We start from the raw sequence: 21,648 nt of genomic DNA, 5'->3' as shown, positions 1-21,648 counted from the left end.
ACGCCCGGTCCCATTCCGAACCCGGAAGCTAAGACCCACAGCGCCGATGGTACTGCACCCGGGAGGGTGTGGGAGAGTAGGACACCGCCGGACAACCATTCACCGGCCAGGCCCCGACACACCGTGTCGGGGCCTGACCCACTTAAAACGGCTCTTCGTGGTTGGTGGGGAAATGAGTTCGTGTCGTTGAAGACAAGGGGGCCCGTGGCCCTGCTGGGATGAGTGTGTCTAAGCATTCAACCTGGAACAGGACCACGAGCCTTGAACGAGCCTACCGGGGTCGCAGCTGAGGCTGCCACCAGCATCTTCAACCTGCCCGATTACCGTGTCATTTCCACCGGCGTGCGAGAGGCTCTCGTTCTTTGAGTCCACTGCCCAGGTCCCGCGGCGTGCCCGCTCGACCGGCCGGCTCCGGGACCAGCTCGTGGGTGCGGTCATCCGTTCGGGCCGGGCCGTCTCGGAGACTGCTGCCGCGTTCGCGGTGTCTTGGTGGATGGTCCGTGTCGCGCTCAATGAAGCCTGCTTCCTCACCCTTCCGGATGTTGACCAGCTGAGTCCAAGAATGCTGGGCATCGATGAGCACCGGTTCCGGTCCGTGCGCTACTTCCAGGACCCCGAATCCAAGGCCTGGACGCGGTTCGAGCCCTTAAAACACCCCAACACACGGCACACGAGCTAACCCCCGCTCACAAATGACCCGGTTTCCCCGGACCCCCGCCCACATGATGTGAGCGGGCGTCCGCCCAGGAACCCCTATATGTGAGCGGGCGTCCCGCCGGGAGCCGCCACATGTGAGCGGGCGTCCGCTCAAAACCCCCTATATGTGAGCGAGCGTCTACCCCGAGAAGAAGTCGGAGAGCTCGGCGATGAGCTTGTCCGGTGCGCGGATCACACCATCATGGCCGTGGCCGGGCAGGATGGTGTAACTCGATCCGGACAGGACGTCGTGGATCTGGCCACACGCCACACCGAAGTAGGCGGGGCTCTTTTCCCCGACCACAATTAGCGTCTCCAGCGGCAGCTCAAGGAAAGGCTCTGCGGGCATGTCCGCGGCGATGACTGCCTTGATCTCACGCACGCCGGCCTGCATGAGCTCCCGCATTTGTTTGCCCATGGGGGTGCCTGAGGTCAGCTTCGTAACGAGCGTCAGCATCGACAGCGGCATCCGCGCGAAGGCGCCCTCTGTTTCGACGCCCTTCACGAGCACAGCAAGCCCGCGGTCAAAGTCTCCAGCCGCCGTCGCGCGTTCGTATTCGCCCGTCCAGTCCGCCTTCACGCTGTGGTTGACGGAGACAGCGGGGTCGTAGACCGCCAGGCGTTCCACCGGCAGCGTACGCGCCGCGTGCAGGGCCACGGCGCCTCCGAAGCTGTGGCCGAAGACGTCGGTGCTGGCCGTGTGCTTCATGACTTCGGAAAGATCCCGGATATCGACGTCGAGGGTGTAGTCCTCGGGCTGGGGCGATGACTCACCACGGCCCCGGCGGTTGAAGGTGTGGACCGGGCGGCGCAAGGCGGCGCTGAGTTTCTGGGCGAACTTGGAATAGTCTGCGGCGGTCACCATGGAGGCGGGCACGACGACGACGCCTGAGCCGCCGTTGGCAAGCTCACCGCCCGTCGTGAAGAGCTCGAGGGTTCCGCCGTCGGCCGTTGTGATGTTCTCGCGCGTCATGCTTCGAGCCTAACGGAGCCGCGGGGTTCCGTCAGTCCTTGAAATAGCTGGAAATATCCGTCACGAGTTCCTTGACCGCGGCAGGAATGGATCCGTGGAAGCCTTTCGGCGATACCACCAGCGTGCTTCCCGGGACAGCTGCGTACAGCCGCTCTGCGGTGACCTTGTAGTATTCGGGGCTTTTGCTACCCACGATGAATCGCGTGCTCCGGGGGAGCACCGAGAAGTCCCGGGGATGCGCGGCTTCGTCGTAGGCGGCCTTGAGTTCGGCCACGCCCGTTGGCATGAGTCCCCTGAGGACCTTGTTGACCTTGGTGCGGGAAACAAGGGCCATGAGTCCCGCCAGGATGGGCTCCGGGATTCGCGCCAAAGCGGTGCCAGGCTGCATTCCCCGCTTCATCCTGGCCATGGCACGCCCCACATTCCCGCTGTCCACGGATTGGGCAAAGCCGTCCAGCCAGCCCGTGTCCACGCTCCCGTCGATGTTCACGGCCGCGTCATACACAGCCAGTTTGTCCGGCTCGTAGCTTGTTCCCGCAAACTCCTGGACGGCATTCAATGCCACGGATCCGCCAAGGCTGTGGCCGAGGAGGTTCCTGGCGCCGGTGGCGTCCAAAATGCTGCGGACGTCCGCTATCTCCGTGGCCATCGAGTAGTTCGCGGGTAGTTCCGAAGAGCTGCCGCGACCCCTGCGATCGTAGACGTCGACTGCCCAGCCCTCGCCGAGTCCCTTCGATAGCGCCATGGAAAAGGGCCGGTAGATGAGCGCGGTCAGGAATGCGCCCCCAATGAGCACCACGCGGCGTTCTCCGGGCGCGTCCACCGAGCCGTAACTGTACAAGGCGAGCTTGCCGCCGTCGGGCGTCGGGACCTCACGTTCTCTCACCGCTTCATCCTAGGGGGACGGCGCCTTCGCCGTCCCCCGCGCCAGGTAGCGGGCAATTCTCACAGCGAGCTGTTTGCCCGGCCGGAGGGGACCCTCGTGGAACTGCAATGGAACTACCGCAAAGTCCACCCGAGGAATGGCGGCCGCAAGCTGCCGGCCGGTTTCGGCAAAGTACGCCGGGCTCCACCCGCCGCTGAGCATCAGGGTTGGCGTCTTCAACTCCGCATAGTCTTGGATGTGCGAGTCGGCGTCAATGATCGCCCGCATCTCCAAAACCGCCGTCGGCAGCAATCCCCTCATCTCGGAACCCAACCTCGTCTTCGCGGAGAGGATGCTGAGCACCCGCAGTGCCCCGAGCGGCAAATAGGAAATCGGGCCGGCCGTGCCAAGCCCCTGGACCAAATGCGCCCATGCGTTGTCGAGCTGGCCGGCGGTGACGGCCTCTTCCAATTGCGGCCGCCAGCGCCCGTTCAAGTTGCCGGAGAGGGAAACCGCGGCGTCGTAAGTGACGAGGCGGGAAATGGGGGCGCGCAGCGCGGCCTGGAGCGCGACGAATCCGCCATAGCTGTGCCCGACAACATCGGTGGATCCGCTCGCTTCCATCACGGAAAGCAAGTCGCTGGTCTCCGTTGCGGCGGAGTAGCCGGGCGGCTGCGGCGCCGATCGGCCGCGGCCGCGCCGATTGTAGGAATGCACCGGCCGGCCTAGCAGGACGCTCAGGTTCCGGGCGAATGGCCAGTAGAGGGAGTCGGTCACCAAGGTGCCGTGAACGAGCACGACGCCGGGCTCCTCCGTAGCGCCCGACGCGCCCGGAATGGACGCCTCAGCCGCCGACCGGAAGGAGTGCACCTCGAGGTGCCCGCCGTCGTCGTCCGTTTCAACTGTCCATGTCTCCACAGCCCGAGTCTATGTTGCCGCGGGGGCGGGAGGGGAAGATAGGGAACTCCAAGGAATCCCCGGTAAACTTGTGGATTGTGACTTCCGCAAACACCCCATCCCCGCACACCGCCGCCGAGCCTGCCGACGCCAGCGAGCAGATGCGCATCCGCATGGAAAAGCGCAGCAAGCTGATTGAGCGCGGCACCGAGGCCTACCCGGTGGGTGTTGAGCGGACGCATTCCCTTGCCGAGATCCGCGAGAAGTACGCACATCTCGAGGCTGACGAAACCACTGGCGACATCGTGGGCATCACCGGCCGCGTGGTGTTCGTGCGCAACACCGGCAAGCTCTGCTTCGCTACCCTCCAGGAGGGCGGTGTGGACGGGAAGGGCGTGCGCCTGCAGGCGATGCTCAGCCTGGCGAACGTCGGCGAGGAAACCCTCGCGGACTGGAAAGCGCTGGTGGACCTCGGAGACCACGTTTTCATCAAGGGCGAAGTCATTTCCTCCAGGCGTGGCGAGCTCTCTGTCATGGCTGATTCCTGGTCCATGGCCTCCAAGGCCTTGCGCCCGTTGCCGGTGCTGCACGCCGAGCTGAATGAGGAAACCCGTGTCAGGCAGCGCTATGTGGACCTGATGGTCCGTGACGAAGCCCGGGAAATGGTCTACACCCGCGCGGCGATTACCCGCTCGGTTCGCGACACTTTGGACCGCCGGGGCTATGTGGAGGTGGAGACCCCCATCCTGCAGCTCGTCCACGGTGGTGCCACGGCCCGGCCGTTCGAGACGCACATGAATGCCTTCGACCAGAAGATGACGTTGCGCATCGCCACAGAGCTCTTCCTCAAGCGTGCCGTGGTGGGCGGAATCGATCGCGTTTACGACATGGGCCGCGTGTTCCGCAACGAAGGCGTCGACTCCACGCACAGCCCTGAATTCACTACCTTGGAATGCTACGAGGCGTGGGCGGACCAGTTCGTCATGGCCGAACGCATGAAGGAAATCATCCTGAACGTCGCCGACGTCGTGGGCACCCGCACCATCCAGACTGACGCCGGAGAGATCGACCTCGACGGCGAATGGGCCTGGGTTGCTGTCTACCCGGGGCTCTCCGAGGCGATCGGGGAAGAGATCACCCCCGACACCACGGTGGCGGAACTGCAGGCCATTGCCGCCAAGCACGAGGTCAAGGTGGATCCGAAGTGGGACGCCGAGAAGCTTGTCGTGGAACTGTTTGGCGAGATCGTCGAGCCGACCCTGCTCAACCCGACCTTCGTCTACAACTACCCACCCTCCGCGCAGCCCCTTGCCCGCCCGCACCGGGAGGACGGCCGCCTGATCGAGGCCTGGGACCTCATCATTGGCGGCATGGAACGCGGCACGGCCTTCTCCGAGCTGATCGACCCCGTCATCCAGCGCGAACGCCTCACGGAGCAGTCGCGTCGTTCGGCCGCCGGCGACGTCGAGGCAATGCAGTTGGATGAAGACTTCCTGCGCGCCCTCGAGTACGGTGCTCCGCCCATGGGCGGCATCGGCCTAGGCATCGACCGCTTGGTCATGCTGTTCACCGGAGCAGGCATCCGGGAAACCATCTTGTTCCCACTCCTCAAGCCCGAAGGGCACTGACCATGGAATACATTGCCGTTCTTGCACCGTCCGTTGTTGTCGGACTTCTCTTTTGGTTTGCCATGAAGGCTATCTTCAACGCGGACAAATCAGAGCGCCAAGCAGAAGCCCGCGCCCAGGAAGAAGCCGGATTCGGAATTGCCAAGCCTGCGGGCGACGGCTCAACACCTGCCAAATAGCTCTTTCTCGGGGCCGCTCCCGAAGATTTAATAGTGCCTTTGACGGAGCCTTTGACGGGGTGCCATGCGCTGGACGATAATCTTTAATTAGTAGTCTAGCTATTCTGCATATCCGACCCCTCCAAAAGAGAGTCTTTTCATGGCACAGAAAGTCAAAATTATCCTCGTTGACGACCTGGATGAGGGCTCTGCGGATGAAACTGTCCGCTTTGGCCTTGATGGAGTCAGTTACGAAATGGACCTGTCCAGTGCCAACGCTGCGAAGCTGCGGGACGCTCTGGGGCCATTTGTAGCCAAGGCACGCAAGACATCGACCGGCCGTGCAACGCGTAGCCGCGTTGCCGCAGGGAGAAACCAGGACTCGGCACAGATCCGTCAATGGGCGCGCGAGAACGGTTATACCGTAAACAGCCGTGGCCGCATTCAGGCCGAAATTCAGGAAGCCTACCAGAAGGCCAATTCCTGACACCAAGTATCAATACCCCGGCCCTACGGCCGGGGTATTGTCATTTAACTGCTCGGCTCGTCGGGATAACGGTGTTGTGCACCACTATTCCGGGGAAGCCTTGGAGTCGACTGGGCGTTTCCGGTAGGCAGTCACCACTTTCGCGGTGAAGAACGACGGCGGCCGGCCGGCTCGCGGGGGTGCCGGCCGAAGCGGCGCCTGATTGGGGAAGCCCCGGATGTGGTCTCCGCCGCGGTCCTGGGGCCGGCGGACGGGTTGAGCGAACTTATTCCCGGGTGCGGCCATGTTTCCCCTGTGGCGAACACGCCCCAAAATTCGAGCGTTGCCACGTAGCATCAAAGTACGTCGTAGCTAGGAGTGTGGCGAAATGTTTGAGAGATTTACGGACCGTGCCCGTCGCGTTGTTGTGCTTGCCCAAGAAGAGGCACGCATGCTCAACCACAACTACATCGGTACCGAGCACATCCTCTTGGGTCTTATCCACGAGGGTGAAGGCGTTGCCGCCAAGGCGCTTGAGTCCCTGAGCATTTCGCTCGATGGCGTCCGCGAGCAGGTACAGGAGATCATCGGCCAGGGCCAGCAAGCCCCGTCCGGGCACATCCCCTTCACCCCGCGCGCCAAGAAGGTACTTGAGCTCTCGCTCCGCGAAGCCCTTCAGCTCGGCCACAACTACATCGGTACAGAGCACATCCTGCTCGGCCTCATCCGCGAGGGTGAAGGCGTTGCCGCGCAGGTCCTGGTCAAGCTTGGCGCCGACCTCAACCGCGTCCGCCAGCAGGTCATCCAGCTGCTCTCCGGCTACCAGGGCAAGGAAACTGCGGGTCCTGGCTCAGGCCCAGGCCAGCAGGAAGGCACCCCCGCCGGTTCGGTGGTGCTGGACCAGTTCGGCCGCAACCTCACCCAGGCAGCGCGTGAGAACAAGCTTGATCCTGTGATCGGCCGCGAGCTGGAGATGGAACGCGTCATGCAGGTCCTCTCCCGCCGTACCAAGAACAACCCCGTGCTGATCGGCGAGCCGGGCGTCGGCAAGACGGCCGTCGTCGAAGGCCTTGCCCAGGCGATCGTCCGCGGAGACGTCCCGGAGACCATCAAGGACAAGCAGCTCTACACGCTTGACCTCGGCTCCCTCGTGGCCGGTTCCCGTTACCGGGGGGATTTCGAAGAGCGCCTGAAGAAGGTCCTAAAGGAAATCCGGACCCGCGGGGACATCATCCTCTTCATCGACGAGATCCACACGCTCGTGGGTGCCGGTGCCGCCGAGGGTGCGATCGATGCCGCGTCCATCCTCAAGCCGATGCTGGCGCGTGGTGAACTCCAGACCATCGGGGCCACCACCTTGGATGAATACCGCAAGCACATTGAGAAGGACGCCGCCCTTGAGCGCCGGTTCCAGCCGATCCAGGTCAAGGAGCCTTCCGTCGCGCATGCGATCGAAATCCTCAAGGGCCTGCGTGACCGTTACGAGGCGCACCACCGGGTGACCATCACCGACGGCGCACTTGCCTCTGCGGCAACGCTGGCCGAACGCTACATCTCGGACCGCTTCCTGCCGGACAAGGCGATCGACCTGATCGATGAAGCCGGTGCCCGTCTTCGCATCCGCCGCATGACGGCTCCGCCGGAGCTCAAGGCCATGGATGAGCGCATCGCCGAGGTGAAGATGGAGAAGGAATCCGCCATCGACGCCCAGGACTTCGAAGGCGCTGCCTCGCTGCGCGACAAGGAGCAGAAGCTCATTGCCGAGCGCGCCGAGAAGGAACGCAACTGGAAATCCGGCGGCATGGACGATATCTCCGAGGTGGACGAGGAGCTGATTGCCGAAGTTCTCGCGAACTCCACCGGCATCCCGGTCTTCAAACTCACCGAGGAAGAATCCAGCCGCCTGCTCAAGATGGAGGAGGAGCTGCACAAGCGCGTCGTCGGCCAGGACGAGGCAATCCGTGCCCTCTCCCAGGCGATCCGTCGCACGCGTGCCGGCCTGAAGGACCCCAAGCGTCCGGGTGGCTCGTTCATCTTCGCCGGCCCCACCGGCGTCGGCAAGACCGAGCTCGCCAAGGCGCTGGCCGAATTCCTGTTCGGTGAAGAGGACGCCCTCATCACGCTGGACATGTCCGAGTACTCCGAGAAGCACACGGTCTCGCGTCTCTTCGGTGCCCCTCCGGGCTACGTCGGCTACGAAGAAGGCGGGCAGCTGACCGAGAAGGTCCGGCGTCGTCCGTTCTCCGTGGTGCTGTTCGACGAAGTGGAGAAGGCCCACGCCGATCTCTTCAACTCGCTGCTGCAGATCCTGGAAGACGGCCGCCTGACCGACTCCCAGGGCCGCGTGGTGGACTTCAAGAACACGGTGATCATCATGACCACCAACCTGGGCACCCGCGATATCTCCAAGAGCGTCGCAACGGGCTTCCAGTCCGGCACGGACACCACCACCGGGTACAACCGGATGCGGGCACGGGTCACCGAGGAGCTCAAGCAGCACTTCCGTCCCGAGTTCCTCAACCGCGTTGACGACGTCGTGGTGTTCCCGCAGCTCACGCAGGACGAGATCATCGAGATCGTTGACCTGTTCGTCACGCGCCTCGAGGGCCGCCTCAAGGACAAGGACATGGGCATCGAGCTCACCACGGCCGCCAAGGTCCTCCTGGCGACCCGGGGCTACGATCCCGCCATGGGTGCCCGGCCGCTGCGCCGGACCATCCAGCGCGAGATCGAGGACCAGCTCTCCGAGAAGATCCTCTTCGGCGAACTGCACCCGGGCGACATCGTGGTGGTCGACGTCGACGGCGAAGGCGACGAGGCCAAGTTCACCTTCGCGGGCAACGCCAAGCCGCGCATCCCGGAAATCGCTCCGAGCGCCTAGTTTCCGGCTCCGCCGACTCAAAGGCCCCGTCCGCTCCCGAAAGGAGCGGGCGGGGTTTTTGCGTTCCCCAGGCCGCAATATCTGAAATAAGTGTCTCACTCTCAGTGAACCTTCTGTGATCTGCGGCACATTGCGTGTTGAATCAGAGCATGGATTCGAATGCCCCAGAGGCCCCGAGCACACAACCCGAAACTCCTTTCCACGATCTCGACCACTACCTGGCCATCCCCCGGGTCGGGGGCCTGGCTCTCAGCACGGACGGAAGCCGCCTGGTCACTACGGTTTCCACCCTCAACGCCAAGGGCACTGAGTACGTCACTGCCCTCTGGGAGCTCGATCCTGCGGGAAAGAAGCACGCCCGCCGCATCACGCGCAGCGCCAAGGGAGAAACCGGCGCGGTGTTCGCCGCCAACGGCGATCTCTACTTCACCTCAGCCCGGCCCGATCCGGACAGCCCCGAAGCGGATCCCGTGAGCGCGTTGTGGCTCCTGCCCGCCGACGGCGGTGAGGCGCGGGTGGTCCATTCCCGCGCGGGCGGCGTCGGCGGCGTCATGGCCGCGTCAGCCGCGGATGCAACTTTCGTCACGGCCTCGGTCCTCGCCGGTTCCACGGATGAGGACAATGACGACGAGAGGCGCAAGAGCCGCAAGGACAACAAGGTAGCGGCCATTTTGCACACCGGCTACCCGGTCCGCTACTGGGACGCGGATCTGGGGCCTGCCCAGCCCAGGCTGTTTGCCGTGGAAAACGGAGATACGGCCGGGTCCGGCAAGCCGGCGACCGTTGACGCTACGGCACCCCTGAAACTGCGCAATCTCACGCCCGACGTCGGCGGCAACCTCCGCAACACGCACGCAGTGGTCAGTCCGGACGGCAAGACGATCTATACGAGCATGGCCAAGCCGCTCGCGAAGGCTGACACACGCTTTGTGCTCGCCGCCGTCGACGTCGCTTCCGGCTCGATCAAGGTGCTCCTCGACCATGACGGAGTGAGCTATTTCCCCGGCCCCGTCAGCCCTGACGGCAAGATGCTCTCCGTAGTCAGTGAAAGCGACAGTACTCCCCGGCAGGCGCCCCAGGTCAAACTCCACCTCTTGAATGTCGGTGCTGGAGAAACCCTTGACCTTGAGCCGCTGGCGCCCTCTTGGGACCGCTGGGGCAGCCCCGCGGCCTGGCTTCCGGACGGGCGTTCGCTCCTCGTCACGGCCGACGACGACGGCGCGACGCCGGTTTTCCGGGTCGCCGTCGCCGACGGTACGGTTACCCGGGTGACGCAGGACGCGGCAGCGTACACCGACGTCGTGGTTTCCCCCGATGGGCTGAGCGCGTTTGCGCTGCGCAGCTCGTATGGATTCCCGGCTGAAGCCGTCCGGATCGATCTCGCTTCGGGTGACGTCGAGCGGCTTCCCGCACCGGCTGAACGTCCCCGGATCAAAGGTTCGTTGGAACGGGTGGAAACGAGTGCGGCAGATGGTTCGAGGGTTCCGGCTTACCTCGCGCTCCCGGAGGGCGCGTCGGAGGCGAACCCGGCGCCCCTGCTGTTGTGGATCCACGGCGGGCCGTTGGGCTCGTGGAACGCCTGGACCTGGCGATGGAATCCATGGCTGCTCGTGTCGAAGGGATATGCCGTGTTGCTACCGGACCCGGCACTGTCCACCGGATATGGCCAGCAATTCATCCAGCACGGCTGGGGTGAATGGGGCAAGGCGCCGTATACGGACCTCATGTCCATCACCGACGCAGTGGTCCAGCGGTCCGATATTGACCAGACGCGGACAGCCGCCATGGGCGGCTCTTTCGGCGGGTACATGGCCAACTGGGTAGCCGGACACACGGACCGTTTCAAGGCGATCGTGACGCACGCCAGTTTGTGGGCAATGGACCAGTTCGGGCCCACCACGGACGCTTCGCAGTATTGGCTCAAGGAAATGACCCCGGAGATGGCGCTGGACAATTCGCCCCATCTCCATGTCGCCAAAATCAAGACGCCTATGCTGGTGATCCACGGTGACAAGGACTACCGGGTGCCGATCGGCGAGGGCCTGAGGCTTTGGTACGAACTTCTTTCCAGTTCCGGGCTGCCCGCCGATGAGAGCGGTGAAACCCAGCACCGCTTCCTGTATTTCCCTGATGAGAACCATTGGATCCTGCAGCCGCAGCACGCCAAGGTCTGGTACGGCGTCGTGGAGCACTTCCTTGCCAGGCAGGTACTTGGACAGGAGGTTCCTGTTCCTGGGGACCTGGGGCTCTAGGCGCCTTTCGCCTCGTAAGATTGGGGCTGTGACTTCCACCTTCAGTATCCGTCCTGCCCGCACCGGCGATGTTGCCGCGATCAAGAGGCTTGTAGCGCCACTGGCAGAGCAGCGAATCCTGATGGCCAAGGAGACCGTTGCCTACTACGAGAGCCTCCAGGAGTTCCGGATTGCCGAATCGTCCGACGGCGAGGTGATCGGTTGCGGTGCGCTGCACGTCATGTGGGAGGACCTGGCAGAGGTGCGCACTTTGGCGGCGGACGACAATTGGCGGGGCAAGGGCGTGGGTCACGTCCTTGTCCAGCAACTCCTGGAGGACGCCCGGGCCTTGGGCGTTGCGCGGGTCTTCTGCCTGACGTTCGAAGTGGACTTCTTCAAGCGCCACGGCTTCGAAGTCATGGCGGACCAAACCGCCGTCGACCCCCAGGTCTACTCGGAATTGCTGCGCTCCCACGACGAAGGCGTGGCCGAGTTCCTCGATCTGGCCCGCGTGAAGCCCAATACCCTGGGCAACACCCGCATGATCAAGGTCCTTTAGCTCCGGGTTCTTCCCCCGTCCCTGGATGTGCCGGTCCCCAAAGTCTTTACGTATATCAACTTGATGGATAAACTAGTTGAGGCTCGGTTGCGGCGGGCCAACCATACTGTGGAGGCGAGAAATGAAGTACCACGTTATGTTTCCGGACTTTTCAGGTTTCCAAATCGACATGCCGCGTCCCGGCTCCACACCGGAGTCGCGCAAGCAGGGGACCGGGGGTTGCATGCGGTCCGCGTGCACCGATCTTTGGCCCGACTCGAATGCCAAGGACGCAACAGCCCAAGACTTCAGCATCGGCCGTCTGACGGTGGGCGGACCGCCCCACTAAGCAGGCGGATACCGGAAGGTTCTTCAGAAGGGACAACCATTGGGGGTTGTCCCTTCTGCCTTTCCGTCGCTGGGTTCTGTATTGCACGTTCGCACATACGGACCGTTCCCCTACCGTGCCCGGGGCGCTGGTAGTAGGGTCAAATCACCTACCAGCAACGCCCCAGGAGCGCGCCATGAAAAAGCTCATCAACGATCCCCGCTCGGTGGTGGACGAGTCTGTCGAGGGTTTCGGCATGGCCCATGCCGATCTCGTGGATGTCCATACGGACCCCATCTTCGTCGTTCGAAAAGGAGCGCCCGTAGCCGGCAAGGTGGCGCTTGTGTCGGGAGGAGGGAGCGGCCATGAGCCGCTTCATGCCGGCTTTGTGGGGCACGGAATGCTCGACGCCGCTGTGCCGGGCGCCGTCTTCACCTCGCCCACGCCTGACCAAATCATTCCGGCCACGGCGGCCGTCGATTCCGGGGCCGGCGTCATTCACATCGTGAAGAACTACACCGGTGACGTGCTGAACTTCGAGACCGCGGCAGAGATGGCACAGGCTGAAGGAATCAGCGTCCGCTCGGTTCTCGTCAACGACGACGTCGCGGTGGAGGATTCCCTGTATACGGCAGGCCGCCGCGGCGTGGGCGGCACCGTGCTGGTCGAAAAGATTGCCGGCGCAGCAGCGGAGCGTGGGGATTCGCTGGAAGCCGTCGCGGGCGTGGCGGAGGGAGTTGTCCGCAACGTGCGCACCATGGGCGTCGCCCTGTCCGGCTGCACCGTGCCGCATGCCGGGGTACCCAGCTTCGAGCTCGCCGAGGATGAAATCGAAATCGGCATAGGCATTCACGGTGAACCCGGCAGGCACCGGATCGCCATGGAGGGCGCCGACGCCATCACCAGCCGCCTCTTGGACCCTGTCCTGGAGGACCTTGGGATCAAGGCCGGTGAAGAAGTGCTGCTCTTCGTCAACGGCATGGGCGGTACGCCCCTTAGCGAGTTGTACATCGTCTACCGCCGGGCCGCCCAGATCCTCGCGGAAAGAGGAGCCAAAGTGGAACGCTCCCTCGTGGGCAACTACGTCACGTCGCTCGAGATGCAGGGCTGCTCCATCTCGGTACTGCGTCTTGATGACGAACTCACAGCCCTCTGGGACGCACCCGTCCATACTCCGGCCCTGCGTTGGGGGATGTGACAGTGGGCCTGGGGGTCGAATGGGCGGTCGAATGGTTGACGCTCTCCGCACGGCTCATGGCCGAGCACCGGGAAGAGTTGATTGCTCTGGACCGCGCGATCGGCGACTCCGACCACGGTGAAAACATGGACCGGGGATTCCAGGCCGTCATGGAGAAACTTGCCCAGACTCCACCCGAAACGCCCGGTGCAGCGCTGAAGCTGGCGGCGATGGCCTTGATGTCCAAGGTGGGCGGGGCAGCCGGACCGCTGTACGGAACCGCGTATCTTCGGGCGGCAACGGCGCTGGGAGAAAGCGCGGACGTTGATGCAGCGGCGCTTGCAGGAGCACTGACTGCGGCTCGGGACGGAATTGTTGCCCGCGGAAAAGCGGAGCTGGGCGACAAAACCATGGTGGATGCCTGGTCTCCCGCCGTCGAAGCGGCGGACGAGGTCCTCGTGGCTGGAGGAGATGCTGTGGCGGTGCTGGCCGCGGCGGCCGAGGCTGCCGAGGTCGGGGCCGTGACGACTGATCCGTTGGTAGCCCGCAAGGGGCGCGCAAGCTACCTCGGTGAACGCAGCGCCGGTCACCGAGATCCCGGGGCTGCGTCTTCTGCGCTGCTGTTGCGCGCCGCCGCGACTGCAGCCGGATTCCCCGAAGGGTCCGCTGAATGACGGTGGGCTTGGTGGTGGTTTCGCACAGCCGGAAGATCGCGGAGGGCGCGGTTGAACTGGCCGCGCAGATGGCCCCCGATGTGCGGTTCTACGCCGTCGGCGGGACGGAGGATGGCCGGATCGGCACCGACCTGGAGAAAGCGATCGCCGCATTCGAGGCAGGACTTGGGGAAGCTTCAGGGGATGGCGTGGTGGTTCTGACGGACCTGGGTTCCGCGGTCATGACGGCAGAATCAGCGGCCGAGTTCTGCAGCGAACCGGACAAAGTGCTCCTCGCCGACGCTCCCTTGGTGGAGGGCCTGGTCGCCGCAGCGGTGGCCACCCAGGGTGGTGCCATGGCCGCCGCAGTGAAGGCCGCTGCGGAGTCGGTTCGATTCGGCCCGGAGCCTGTTTTTGAGTCCGCGGGGACAGCCGAATCCCAAGGAAGAGGCGAACCGGCGGAAAGCGGCGAGTTCGAGCTCATAAACCCCATGGGAATGCACGCCAGGCCTGCGGCGAAGATTGCGGGCGGACTGGCCGGGATGGATGTCGAGGCAACGGTAAACGGCGTCGATGGCACCTCCATCATGGAACTCATGGGCCTCGCCGTGGGCCAGGGCGGCAAACTCAGGGTCGAGGCTTGGGGCAAAGACTCATCGAAAGCCGTGGACTACGTCAGGCGGCTGGTGGAACAGGGATTCGGCGAGATCTGACGTCGCCCTGCACGCCGATATGTCGCCGCACGCCGAGATTTGCCGTGCCGCGGAGGTGTTCAGGACTGCCGCAGACCATGGGCATCGAGCAAGAGGCTCGCCGTAATGGCGGTCTGGCACTGCTCGCCCCACGGTTTGGTACTTTTCGGCGTGAAGTTGAGCGTCCTGGTGGGCAAGGTCCCGCCGTTTGTGTCCAGGCCAGTCACTTCGGCATCGATGGGCGAGGAGGTTAGCGTTCCCATGTTGAGGAAGCCGTAGCGGGTGCCATCCGGTGACGCGACGGCAGAGCATGACCCTTCAGGTTCCGGCCCGCAGGATTGAGGGAGCGACACGCTGCCCGGGCGCAGCTCCACATCGCCCTCGCGGCATTTCCCGTCCTGGCATGCCTTCAAATGGACGGTTTTGACCGTCGGCGCGTAGTCTGCCGTGATTGTCAGGGAGACCACGGGGGCCATCGCAATTGCCGGGCAAACGGTGACTTGGGGTTCGCATCCCGACCAGAGCGCCGCCGTCGTGGTCAATGCAATGGCGGCCCACAACCTGCGCATACTTGAGAATAATCCCGCAGCCGACGCCCGGAACGGGATGCCCGCAACTGGCAGGCACATCGTTACCGACATCTGCGGATCGTTGCGGCTCCGCGACCTCGGGCTAAGTAACGGCCGGGTTTTCCGTGGAGTCCAGGAGCAAGCCGGCCACAAAGAATAGGGTTCTTTCCATGACTGAACCCTCGGATGTGCATGCCACTCGCGCCGCATACAACACGGTAGCCGTCGATTACGCCGAACTCCTACGCAACGAACTCCATACCAAACCTTATGACCGGGCCATGCTCGGCACCTTTGCCGAGCTCGTGCAGTCCTCGGGCGGCGAGGCAGTTGCCGACATTGGTTGCGGGCCCGGACGGATCACGGCGCACTTGCGTTCACTCGGCCTGGCGGCTTTCGGCATCGACCTGTCGCCGGAAATGGTGGCTGTAGCCCGCCGCGATCACCCCAGCCTGCAGTTCAGTGAAGGGTCGATGGAGGCACTGGAGTTGGCGGACGGGACCCTGGACGGCATCGTCGCCTGGTATTCGATCATCCACACGCCTCCGGCCCGTTTGCCGCGGGTGTTCGGAGAATTCCACCGGACCCTCCTGGACGGCGGCTTGCTGCTGCTCGCGTTCCAAGCCGGTGACGAGCCCAGGCACTTGGGCTTCGCGTATGGCCACGAGATCGACCTCGATGCCTACCGCTTGCCGCCGGACCACATCTCGGAACTCCTCCTTCAGGCCGGCTTGGTCGTCGAGGCACAGCTTCTCCGCGAACCGGACGACAGGTACGAGAAGACCCCGCAGGCCTACCTTCTAGCCCGCAAGCCGTCCACGGCGTGAAGGACGCGGCGCAAACGGAAGCCTAGGCCGGGAGCCGCAGTCCGCCGTCGTGCATCTCGGCTAAACCGTCGCGCAGGAGCCCCTCAAGAGCGCGTTCCAACTGCTCCGGGGCCGAATTCAAGCGGTGCAGGGCAGCCAGCGGCACGGCCGTGCCCTCGGCGTCGAAGCCGAGGTCGGCTGCGGGGCGTTCGAACAGCTCAGGGGCTACCGGCGAATCGGCCACGCGCAACACGGCCATGACGGCACCCCGTAACTGCCGGTCCGTGCCGTGCCACGCCTGGCCCTTGGGGGTGTACGTCGGGGGCGGTTCACCTGCGGCAAGCCACGCGCAGGAGTCGCGGACGGGGCAGTCTGAGCACTTGGGGGAGCGGGCCGTGCACACCAGCGCTCCGAGTTCCATGACGGAAGCGTTCCAGCGGACGGAGAGCGTGACGTCGTCGGGCATGAGCGATTCGGCAAGGCGCATCTCCGACGCGGTGAGCGACGGCGCCGGCAGGGCGAGTCCTGAAACGAGCCGGGCGTGCACCCGCCGGATGTTCGTGTCCACCACTGTTTCGCGGCGCCCGAACGCAAAAGCAGCCACCGCCGCTGCCGTGTAGTCGCCGACGCCGGGAAGGCTCAACAGCGATGCGTGCGTGTCCGGCACCTTGCCGCCATGCTGTTCCACGATCGCGACGGCGGCCGCGTGGAGCCTGAGCGCGCGGCGGGGATAACCGAGCCTGCCCCAATGCCGCACGGCCTCACCCGAGGGCTGCTCCGCGAGGTCCGCAGGTTCCGGCCAGCGATCCATCCAGTCTTCCCACACCGGCAGGACGCGAACCACCGGAGTCTGCTGCAGCATCACCTCGCTGACCAGGATCCCCCATGGACTGCAGTCCGGGGCCCTCCACGGCAATACGCGGGCCACCTCGGAGAACCAACGGTCCATGGAGTGGTGCAAGTCCGTGAGGTGAGGGGTGCCGGCAAGTTCAGCGGCGCTGGCAATCTCGGCGGGGCCGGGCAGTGACATGAAGATCCTTGCTGCGGTTCGTGGCGGGCCTGTTGGCGGCCGATTCCTGCCATCCACTGTAGTGGAGCCGGCCCGGAATGACGTAGGTCATACTGGCCCCGATCAGGCCCCGGCGGCGTGGTGCGGTGCCATCCGGGCCTTGCGTTGCCTAGCCTAGAAGCATGGTCAACAAGGGCAAGCAACCGCCGAGGGCGCGCACGTCGCCGTCGGCAAAAAGCCCTGCCCGGACCGCAGGAGCAAGCCGTTCCGCGAATGGGGTCCGGCCCCAAAGGCGGCGGACAAGCCCTGCCGTTTACCGGCGTCGGAGGTTGGTTGTCTTCGGTGCCCTCCTGGTGGTCCTGGCGATGCTCGTTGCCGGGGTCGTTGCCATGAGTTCATCCCTTGCAGGCAAGGCTGATCCCGGCGCAGCCAAGACCCAAGCCGTGGGAGCCGCTCCTGCGAGCCAGACGCCATCGACGGATTCCATCGCGCCCACCACAACACCCCCGGCCACCCCTGTGTGCGACCTCAACCTGGTGACGGTAACGGCGTCTACAGACCAGCCCGCTTATGCGGCCGGACAGAACCCCGTGTTGAGCATGAAGATCACCAACGGCGGAGCAGCGCCGTGCCAGGTCAACGTCGGCACGTCGCAGATGGAGTTCCTGGTAATGAGCGGCGAGGACCGGATCTTCTCCTCCAAGGACTGCCAAGCGAAGGGCGATGACCTCGTGAAGCAGATCGATCCGGGCAAGAGCGAGATCGCCAACTTCCCCTGGCAACGCAACCGGACGACGGAGGGCTGTGGCGTCATCTCGGCCAAGCCGGCCACCGGCACCTACACCTTCAAAGCCGTCCTGGGAAACAAGGCGAGCACGAAGGCGGTCTTCCAGCTGGGCTAGAGGAACCGGTCCAGCAAGCTGGCTTCGGCCATGCGGCTGAGTCCTTCGCGGACGGTCCGGGCGCGCTGGTCGCCGATGCCGTCCACGGTCATGAGATCGTCGATAGTGGCGGCCATGAGGTACTGGAGCCCGCCGAAGTGCTCCACCAAACGATCGGCCACGGCTTTCGGAACCGACTTCAGCCCGGATAAGAGGCGGTAGCCGCGCGGCTGCACACCGGCGTCGAGCACGTCCATGCCTCCGGCGAAACCGATGATTCCGGCGATCTTGCCCAGGTCGATCAGCTCCGCCGGGCCAAGATCCAAAAGGGCCTGCACAGCGCCGTCGATGTCCTCGGGCGAAGCGTCGGCACCGGCGTAGTCCCGGATGATCACGTCGCTGCCCGGGCCGCGGCCGGTGGTGAGCTCTTCCAACTGCAGCGAGAGCAGCCTGCCGTCCTCACCCAGTTCCAGGACATACTGGGCGATCTCCTCGGCGATGCGCCGGACCATTTCCTGGCGCTGGAGGGTGACCGCCACATCCCGGACGGTGACCATGGCCTCGATTTCGAGGGCCGACAGGGCGCTGGTGACCTGGTCCAATCGGGCGCTGTAGCGTTCGAGGGTTGCGAGAGCCTGGTTGGCGCGGGCCAGGACCTTCTCGGAGCCCTCCAGCACGTGCCGCAGGCCGTTGACGTAGAGGGCGATGATCTGCATGGACTGGCTGACCGAAATCACCGGAACACCTGTCTGGATGGCTACGCGCTCGGCCGTCCTGTGACGCGTTCCTGATTCCTGGGTCTCGATGCTGGAGTCCGGCACAAGCTGTACTGCTGCACGAAGGATATTCCCGGCGTCTTTGTCGCAGATGATGGCACCGTCCATCTTCGCGAGCTCACGCAGCCGCGTCGGGGAGAAATCGATGCCGATTTCAAAGCCGCCTGAACAGATGGATTCGATGGTCCGGTCCGTGCCCAACACAATCAGGGCACCGGTGCGCCCACGGAGGATGCGTTCCAGGCCGTCGCGCAACGGTGTTCCGGGGGCCACCCTGCCCAGAGTCGCCTTGAGCGAATCTTCGGGGCTCCGAGCCATAGGTGTTCCCTTCAAAGGTGCACGCAGGCGCGCCCGCAAGTGTGCCGGTTTTCAGCAATAAGTCGGCGGGATCAAAATGCCATGTTTCCCGCAAGCTCAATGATAGAGGTATAGACCGGCAACAACCGCACGGGCAAGCCTTAAAGTGCCCCAAAAAAGGTTAGGTGACGAGGCCCCGGAAACGCGCTCGACGGCGGTCGCCGGACCGCCGCTTTGGGCTCGGTCCCCGGGACCGTCATGGAGCCGTCCGAAGGCGCGCGAGTCGCTCAAGGTCGCGCCGCACACTCTGCAGCGCGGCTTCCCTGGCCGCCGCCCTTCCGGTGTCCGGATGCGTTTGCCTCGCTGGAGAGTGGGTACCGCCCGTGCTCGCGTCCGGGCGGTGTCCTTGCTGGGGCCAGCTCCTGGCCGCGGCGGAGTTCGATTCCGTGAATCCTGTGGAGTTCACCGGCGTGAACCCTGTGGAGTTCGCCGCGGGGGAGGGGCCGAGGGGATCGTAGAACAAGCCATTCCCTGGTTTCATTGATGCCCTGTTCCTTTCATGCCATCGTCGGCTGCTCAGTTTTTCCGGGCGGACGGCTCCAACGCGGGCCGGAGGTGTCCGCCATTGCTCCAAACTATCGGCCGGTGATTTCGGAGGTTTGTGCACCTCGTTTCGATCCTGTTAAGCGCTGGGTTGGGACGCTGCCTCCGGCGTGGTCCCGGGCTGCGATAAACTTGGTATCTTGGCTGGCGCGCAAATCGTGCCACTCCCTGAGTTGGCCCCGGCCCACGCGGGGCCCGTATCCAGCCTCCATTCCACGTTCGGCCCGTCGTTCCAGTGCGGGCAACGCCCAGATCGCAGCGAAAGTAGCACCGTGTCCCAAGAAGTCCTGAGCCCCGCCCGAGTCCAGGAAATTCACCATGAGGCCTCCCGGCGTCGGACTTTCGCGGTCATCTCGCACCCTGACGCCGGCAAGTCCACGCTCACGGAAGCCCTCGCCCTGCATGCCAAGGTCATCGGCACCGCCGGTGCGTCGAGCGGCAAGGCCAACCGCAAGGAAACTGTTTCCGACTGGATGCAGATGGAAAAGGACCGCGGTATTTCCATCAGCTCCGCGGCGTTGCAGTTCTCCTACCGGGACACCGTGATCAACCTGCTGGACACCCCGGGCCACGCCGACTTCTCCGAGGACACCTACCGCGTACTGGCCGCCGTCGACTGCGCAGTGATGCTGGTGGACGCCGCCAAGGGCCTGGAAACACAGACCATGAAGCTCTTCGAGGTCTGCAAGCAGCGCAACCTGCCGATCATCACGGTCATCAACAAATGGGACCGCCCGGGCCTCGACGCGCTCGCCCTGATGGACGAGATCACGGAACGCACCGGACTCCAGCCCATGCCCTTGACCTGGGCCGTGGGCATTTCCGGCGACTTCCGTGGAGTCTGGGACCTGCGGAATGACCGCTTCGCACGGTTCGCTCGCAACAACGCCGGCGCCAACATCGCCATCACCGAGTACTTCACCCCGGAAGAAGCAGCCGAGACCCAGGGCGACAACTGGAGCGACGCCGTCGACGAAGCCGGACTCGTGATCGAATCAAACCTCGAGTTCAACGTGGAGAGCTTCCACGCCGGAACGGCAACGCCCATCCTCTTCAGCTCGGCGGCCTTGAACTTCGGGGTCAAGGAGATCCTGGATGCCCTGGTGGATTTCGCGCCCCCGGCAGCACCCCGCCCCGACGTTGACGGCGAGCCCCGTTCCGTTGACGCTCCCTTTGCCGGGTTTGTCTTCAAGGTCCAGGCCGGCATGAACAAGGCCCACCGCGACCACGTTGCCTTCATCCGGGTGTGCTCCGGCGTCTTTGAGCGCGGCATGGTGGTCACGCAGACCCGCACCGGGAAGTCCTTCGCCACCAAGTACGCCCAGCAGGTGTTCGGGCGCGAACGCGAAGTCATCGACGAGGCCTACCCCGGGGACGTTGTCGGCTTGGTGAACGCGTCCTCACTCCGCGTTGGAGACAGCCTGTTCCTGGAAGAACCCGTGGAATTCCCCGCCATTCCGCTCTTCGCCCCCGAGCATTTCCAGGTGGCCAGGTCCCAGGACCCCAGCCGCTTCAAGCAGTTCCGCCGCGGCATCGAACAGCTTGAGCATGAAGGCGTCATCCAGGTGCTCCGTTCCGACGTCCGAGGCGACCAGGCACCCGTGCTCGCCGCTGTGGGTCCCATGCAGTTCGAAGTGGTTGAAGACCGCATGGCCCACGACTTCAACGCCCCGATGCGCTTGGAGCGCCTCCCGTACTCAATGGCGAGGATCTCGACGGCGGAGGCCATGCCGGCGCTTGCCAACGTCCCGGGCGCTGAGGTGCTGTTGAGGTCCGACGGCGAATACCTCGCGTTGTTCAACGATGTCTGGGCTCTCCGCCGCGTCGAGAAGAACCACCCGAAGCTCACGCTGGTCCCGATCGGCACGCACAACCCCGCGAAATAGTTCAGTAGCTTACTTGGCGTTCGAGCTTGTTTCCCAGCCCCAGCATGGCGAGGCTCACCACGAGGAATCCTATGGAGATCGCGACGGCGAAGACCGCCACTCCGCCCCAACCGCCGGCGCGCACGGGGTCGATGAACCAATAGGCATACCAGTTGACGAATGAGCCGCGGACCAGGCTGTAGACGAGGTATGCAACCGGGTAGAGCAGCCAGTACCAGAGGTGCTTGACGGTCAGCCTGGAGCGCGGAGGCTGGAACAGCCAGTCGGCCACCATGACAACCGGCATGAGGTAGTGGACTACGAAGTTGACCCAGGGCAGCAGGGAGCCGAGGTCCTGTCCTGCGAGGAGCGCGCCGAAGACGAGTCCCACGACAGCCATGGCGATCGTGGCAGTGCCCCGGGTGGCGTCGTCGAGTTCGCTTGGCCGCTTGCCAGCCAGCACGCGGTAGCCGCTGATCAACAGCACCAACGACGCGAAGATGTTGGACAGGTTGGTGAAGTAGCTAAAGAAGTTCCACGGATCAAAGCCCAGGCCGATGTGGACCGTGAGCTGCGTCCCGACCGCTGCAAGGGTCAGGAGGGCAAAGAAGAGGCGTCCCCCAATGAGCACATTTCTTTTGGTCATGGAGACAATCTTC

The 21,648-nt window shown here is 64.3% G+C and carries 22 protein-coding genes and 1 rRNA gene; 15 read left to right on the top strand and 8 right to left on the bottom strand.

Features of this window, described 5'->3' with window-relative positions; translation table 11 throughout:
* Positions 1 to 93, top strand: a 5S ribosomal RNA gene (rrf, locus tag AC1DJB_RS19710); the annotation flags it as partial.
* Positions 94 to 325: 232 nt separating this feature from the next.
* A complete protein-coding gene (locus tag AC1DJB_RS19705) occupies positions 326 to 679 on the top strand; it encodes a hypothetical protein (protein WP_441433766.1) in 354 nt (117 codons plus the stop codon).
* A gap of 156 nt (positions 680 to 835) precedes the next feature.
* Here AC1DJB_RS19705 and AC1DJB_RS19700 read toward each other — a convergent pair whose 3' ends face one another.
* Genes AC1DJB_RS19700 through AC1DJB_RS19690 form a run of 3 tightly spaced genes read right to left on the bottom strand, consistent with a single transcriptional unit; the run spans position 836 to position 3,452 of the window.
* Positions 836 to 1,669: an alpha/beta fold hydrolase gene (locus tag AC1DJB_RS19700; RefSeq protein ID WP_284990902.1), complete on the bottom strand. Its 834-nt coding sequence runs from the start codon at positions 1,667 to 1,669 to the stop codon at positions 836 to 838.
* Positions 1,670 to 1,700: 31 nt separating this feature from the next.
* Positions 1,701 to 2,555, bottom strand: a complete 855-nt coding sequence (locus tag AC1DJB_RS19695; protein WP_307053801.1) for an alpha/beta fold hydrolase — start codon at positions 2,553 to 2,555, stop codon at positions 1,701 to 1,703.
* 9 nt (positions 2,556 to 2,564) lie between these two features.
* The gene (locus AC1DJB_RS19690) at positions 2,565 to 3,452 is read right to left on the bottom strand and encodes an alpha/beta fold hydrolase (protein ID WP_441433765.1); all 888 of its coding nucleotides are present in this window, start codon (positions 3,450 to 3,452) and stop codon (positions 2,565 to 2,567) included.
* A 77-nt stretch (positions 3,453 to 3,529) separates the two neighbouring features.
* On the opposite strand from AC1DJB_RS19690, the gene lysS reads away from it, so the two are divergent.
* The 9 genes from lysS to dhaM all read left to right on the top strand — a co-directional run bounded on the left by lysS (position 3,530) and on the right by dhaM (position 14,204).
* On the top strand, positions 3,530 to 5,059 hold the full coding sequence (lysS, locus tag AC1DJB_RS19685; protein WP_284990899.1) for a lysine--tRNA ligase: 1,530 nt from the start codon (positions 3,530 to 3,532) through the stop codon (positions 5,057 to 5,059).
* 2 nt (positions 5,060 to 5,061) lie between these two features.
* The gene (locus AC1DJB_RS19680) at positions 5,062 to 5,238 is read left to right on the top strand and encodes a hypothetical protein (protein WP_172465751.1); all 177 of its coding nucleotides are present in this window, start codon (positions 5,062 to 5,064) and stop codon (positions 5,236 to 5,238) included.
* Between the two features lie 139 nt (positions 5,239 to 5,377).
* Positions 5,378 to 5,704: a histone-like nucleoid-structuring protein Lsr2 gene (locus AC1DJB_RS19675; RefSeq protein ID WP_059390281.1), complete on the top strand. Its 327-nt coding sequence runs from the start codon at positions 5,378 to 5,380 to the stop codon at positions 5,702 to 5,704.
* A 367-nt stretch (positions 5,705 to 6,071) separates the two neighbouring features.
* Positions 6,072 to 8,564 (top strand): ATP-dependent Clp protease ATP-binding subunit, encoded by a 2,493-nt coding sequence (locus tag AC1DJB_RS19670; RefSeq protein WP_284990898.1) that lies wholly within the window; start codon positions 6,072 to 6,074, stop codon positions 8,562 to 8,564.
* Between the two features lie 149 nt (positions 8,565 to 8,713).
* On the top strand, positions 8,714 to 10,816 hold the full coding sequence (locus AC1DJB_RS19665; protein ID WP_476910749.1) for a S9 family peptidase: 2,103 nt from the start codon (positions 8,714 to 8,716) through the stop codon (positions 10,814 to 10,816).
* Positions 10,817 to 10,844: 28 nt separating this feature from the next.
* A complete protein-coding gene (locus AC1DJB_RS19660) occupies positions 10,845 to 11,354 on the top strand; it encodes an amino-acid N-acetyltransferase (protein WP_059388339.1) in 510 nt (169 codons plus the stop codon).
* Between the two features lie 503 nt (positions 11,355 to 11,857).
* The gene (dhaK, locus tag AC1DJB_RS19655) at positions 11,858 to 12,859 is read left to right on the top strand and encodes a dihydroxyacetone kinase subunit DhaK (protein ID WP_059388341.1); all 1,002 of its coding nucleotides are present in this window, start codon (positions 11,858 to 11,860) and stop codon (positions 12,857 to 12,859) included.
* 2 nt (positions 12,860 to 12,861) lie between these two features.
* A complete protein-coding gene (gene dhaL / locus AC1DJB_RS19650) occupies positions 12,862 to 13,512 on the top strand; it encodes a dihydroxyacetone kinase subunit DhaL (RefSeq protein WP_284990896.1) in 651 nt (216 codons plus the stop codon).
* Entirely contained in the window at positions 13,509 to 14,204 is a 696-nt protein-coding gene (dhaM, locus tag AC1DJB_RS19645) for a dihydroxyacetone kinase phosphoryl donor subunit DhaM (protein WP_441433763.1), read from the top strand. Before dhaL ends, dhaM begins: the two co-directional genes overlap by 4 nt.
* 59 nt (positions 14,205 to 14,263) lie before the next feature.
* Here dhaM and AC1DJB_RS19640 read toward each other — a convergent pair whose 3' ends face one another.
* A complete protein-coding gene (locus tag AC1DJB_RS19640) occupies positions 14,264 to 14,650 on the bottom strand; it encodes a hypothetical protein (protein WP_441438126.1) in 387 nt (128 codons plus the stop codon).
* On the opposite strand from AC1DJB_RS19640, the gene AC1DJB_RS19635 reads away from it, so the two are divergent.
* Both AC1DJB_RS19635 and AC1DJB_RS19630 read left to right on the top strand, forming a co-directional pair.
* A complete protein-coding gene (locus AC1DJB_RS19635; RefSeq protein WP_441433762.1) occupies positions 14,631 to 14,912 on the top strand; it encodes a hypothetical protein in 282 nt (93 codons plus the stop codon). The two genes, AC1DJB_RS19640 and AC1DJB_RS19635, sit on opposite strands and share 20 nt — an antisense overlap.
* Positions 14,913 to 14,922: 10 nt before the next feature.
* Positions 14,923 to 15,579 carry a class I SAM-dependent methyltransferase gene (locus AC1DJB_RS19630; RefSeq protein WP_059388346.1) on the top strand — a complete coding sequence of 219 codons (657 nt, stop codon included), beginning with the start codon at positions 14,923 to 14,925 and terminating at the stop codon, positions 15,577 to 15,579.
* Positions 15,580 to 15,601: 22 nt separating this feature from the next.
* Here AC1DJB_RS19630 and AC1DJB_RS19625 read toward each other — a convergent pair whose 3' ends face one another.
* The gene (locus AC1DJB_RS19625; protein WP_476910748.1) at positions 15,602 to 16,588 is read right to left on the bottom strand and encodes an HhH-GPD family protein; all 987 of its coding nucleotides are present in this window, start codon (positions 16,586 to 16,588) and stop codon (positions 15,602 to 15,604) included.
* A 308-nt stretch (positions 16,589 to 16,896) separates the two neighbouring features.
* Between AC1DJB_RS19625 and AC1DJB_RS19620 the strand changes: the two genes are divergently transcribed.
* Positions 16,897 to 17,469: a hypothetical protein gene (locus AC1DJB_RS19620; RefSeq protein WP_476910747.1), complete on the top strand. Its 573-nt coding sequence runs from the start codon at positions 16,897 to 16,899 to the stop codon at positions 17,467 to 17,469.
* Here the strand turns inward: AC1DJB_RS19620 and disA are convergent.
* The gene (disA, locus tag AC1DJB_RS19615) at positions 17,466 to 18,542 is read right to left on the bottom strand and encodes a DNA integrity scanning diadenylate cyclase DisA (protein ID WP_059388344.1); all 1,077 of its coding nucleotides are present in this window, start codon (positions 18,540 to 18,542) and stop codon (positions 17,466 to 17,468) included. The two genes, AC1DJB_RS19620 and disA, sit on opposite strands and share 4 nt — an antisense overlap.
* Positions 18,543 to 18,777: 235 nt before the next feature.
* Complete coding sequence (locus tag AC1DJB_RS19610) at positions 18,778 to 19,062, bottom strand: hypothetical protein (RefSeq protein WP_441433761.1); 285 nt, start codon at positions 19,060 to 19,062, stop codon at positions 18,778 to 18,780.
* A gap of 334 nt (positions 19,063 to 19,396) precedes the next feature.
* Between AC1DJB_RS19610 and AC1DJB_RS19605 the strand changes: the two genes are divergently transcribed.
* Positions 19,397 to 21,010, top strand: a complete 1,614-nt coding sequence (locus AC1DJB_RS19605; protein WP_441433760.1) for a peptide chain release factor 3 — start codon at positions 19,397 to 19,399, stop codon at positions 21,008 to 21,010.
* Position 21,011: 1 nt separating this feature from the next.
* Here the strand turns inward: AC1DJB_RS19605 and AC1DJB_RS19600 are convergent, their stop codons facing one another.
* Positions 21,012 to 21,635 carry a Pr6Pr family membrane protein gene (locus AC1DJB_RS19600; RefSeq protein ID WP_441433759.1) on the bottom strand — a complete coding sequence of 208 codons (624 nt, stop codon included), beginning with the start codon at positions 21,633 to 21,635 and terminating at the stop codon, positions 21,012 to 21,014.
* Between the last annotated feature and the right edge of the window lie 13 nt (positions 21,636 to 21,648).

The organism is Arthrobacter sp. 01T428 (assembly GCF_056398685.1).
Note: the sequence above shows the minus strand (reverse complement) of the source record. Positions and strands in the feature narration are given on the sequence as shown.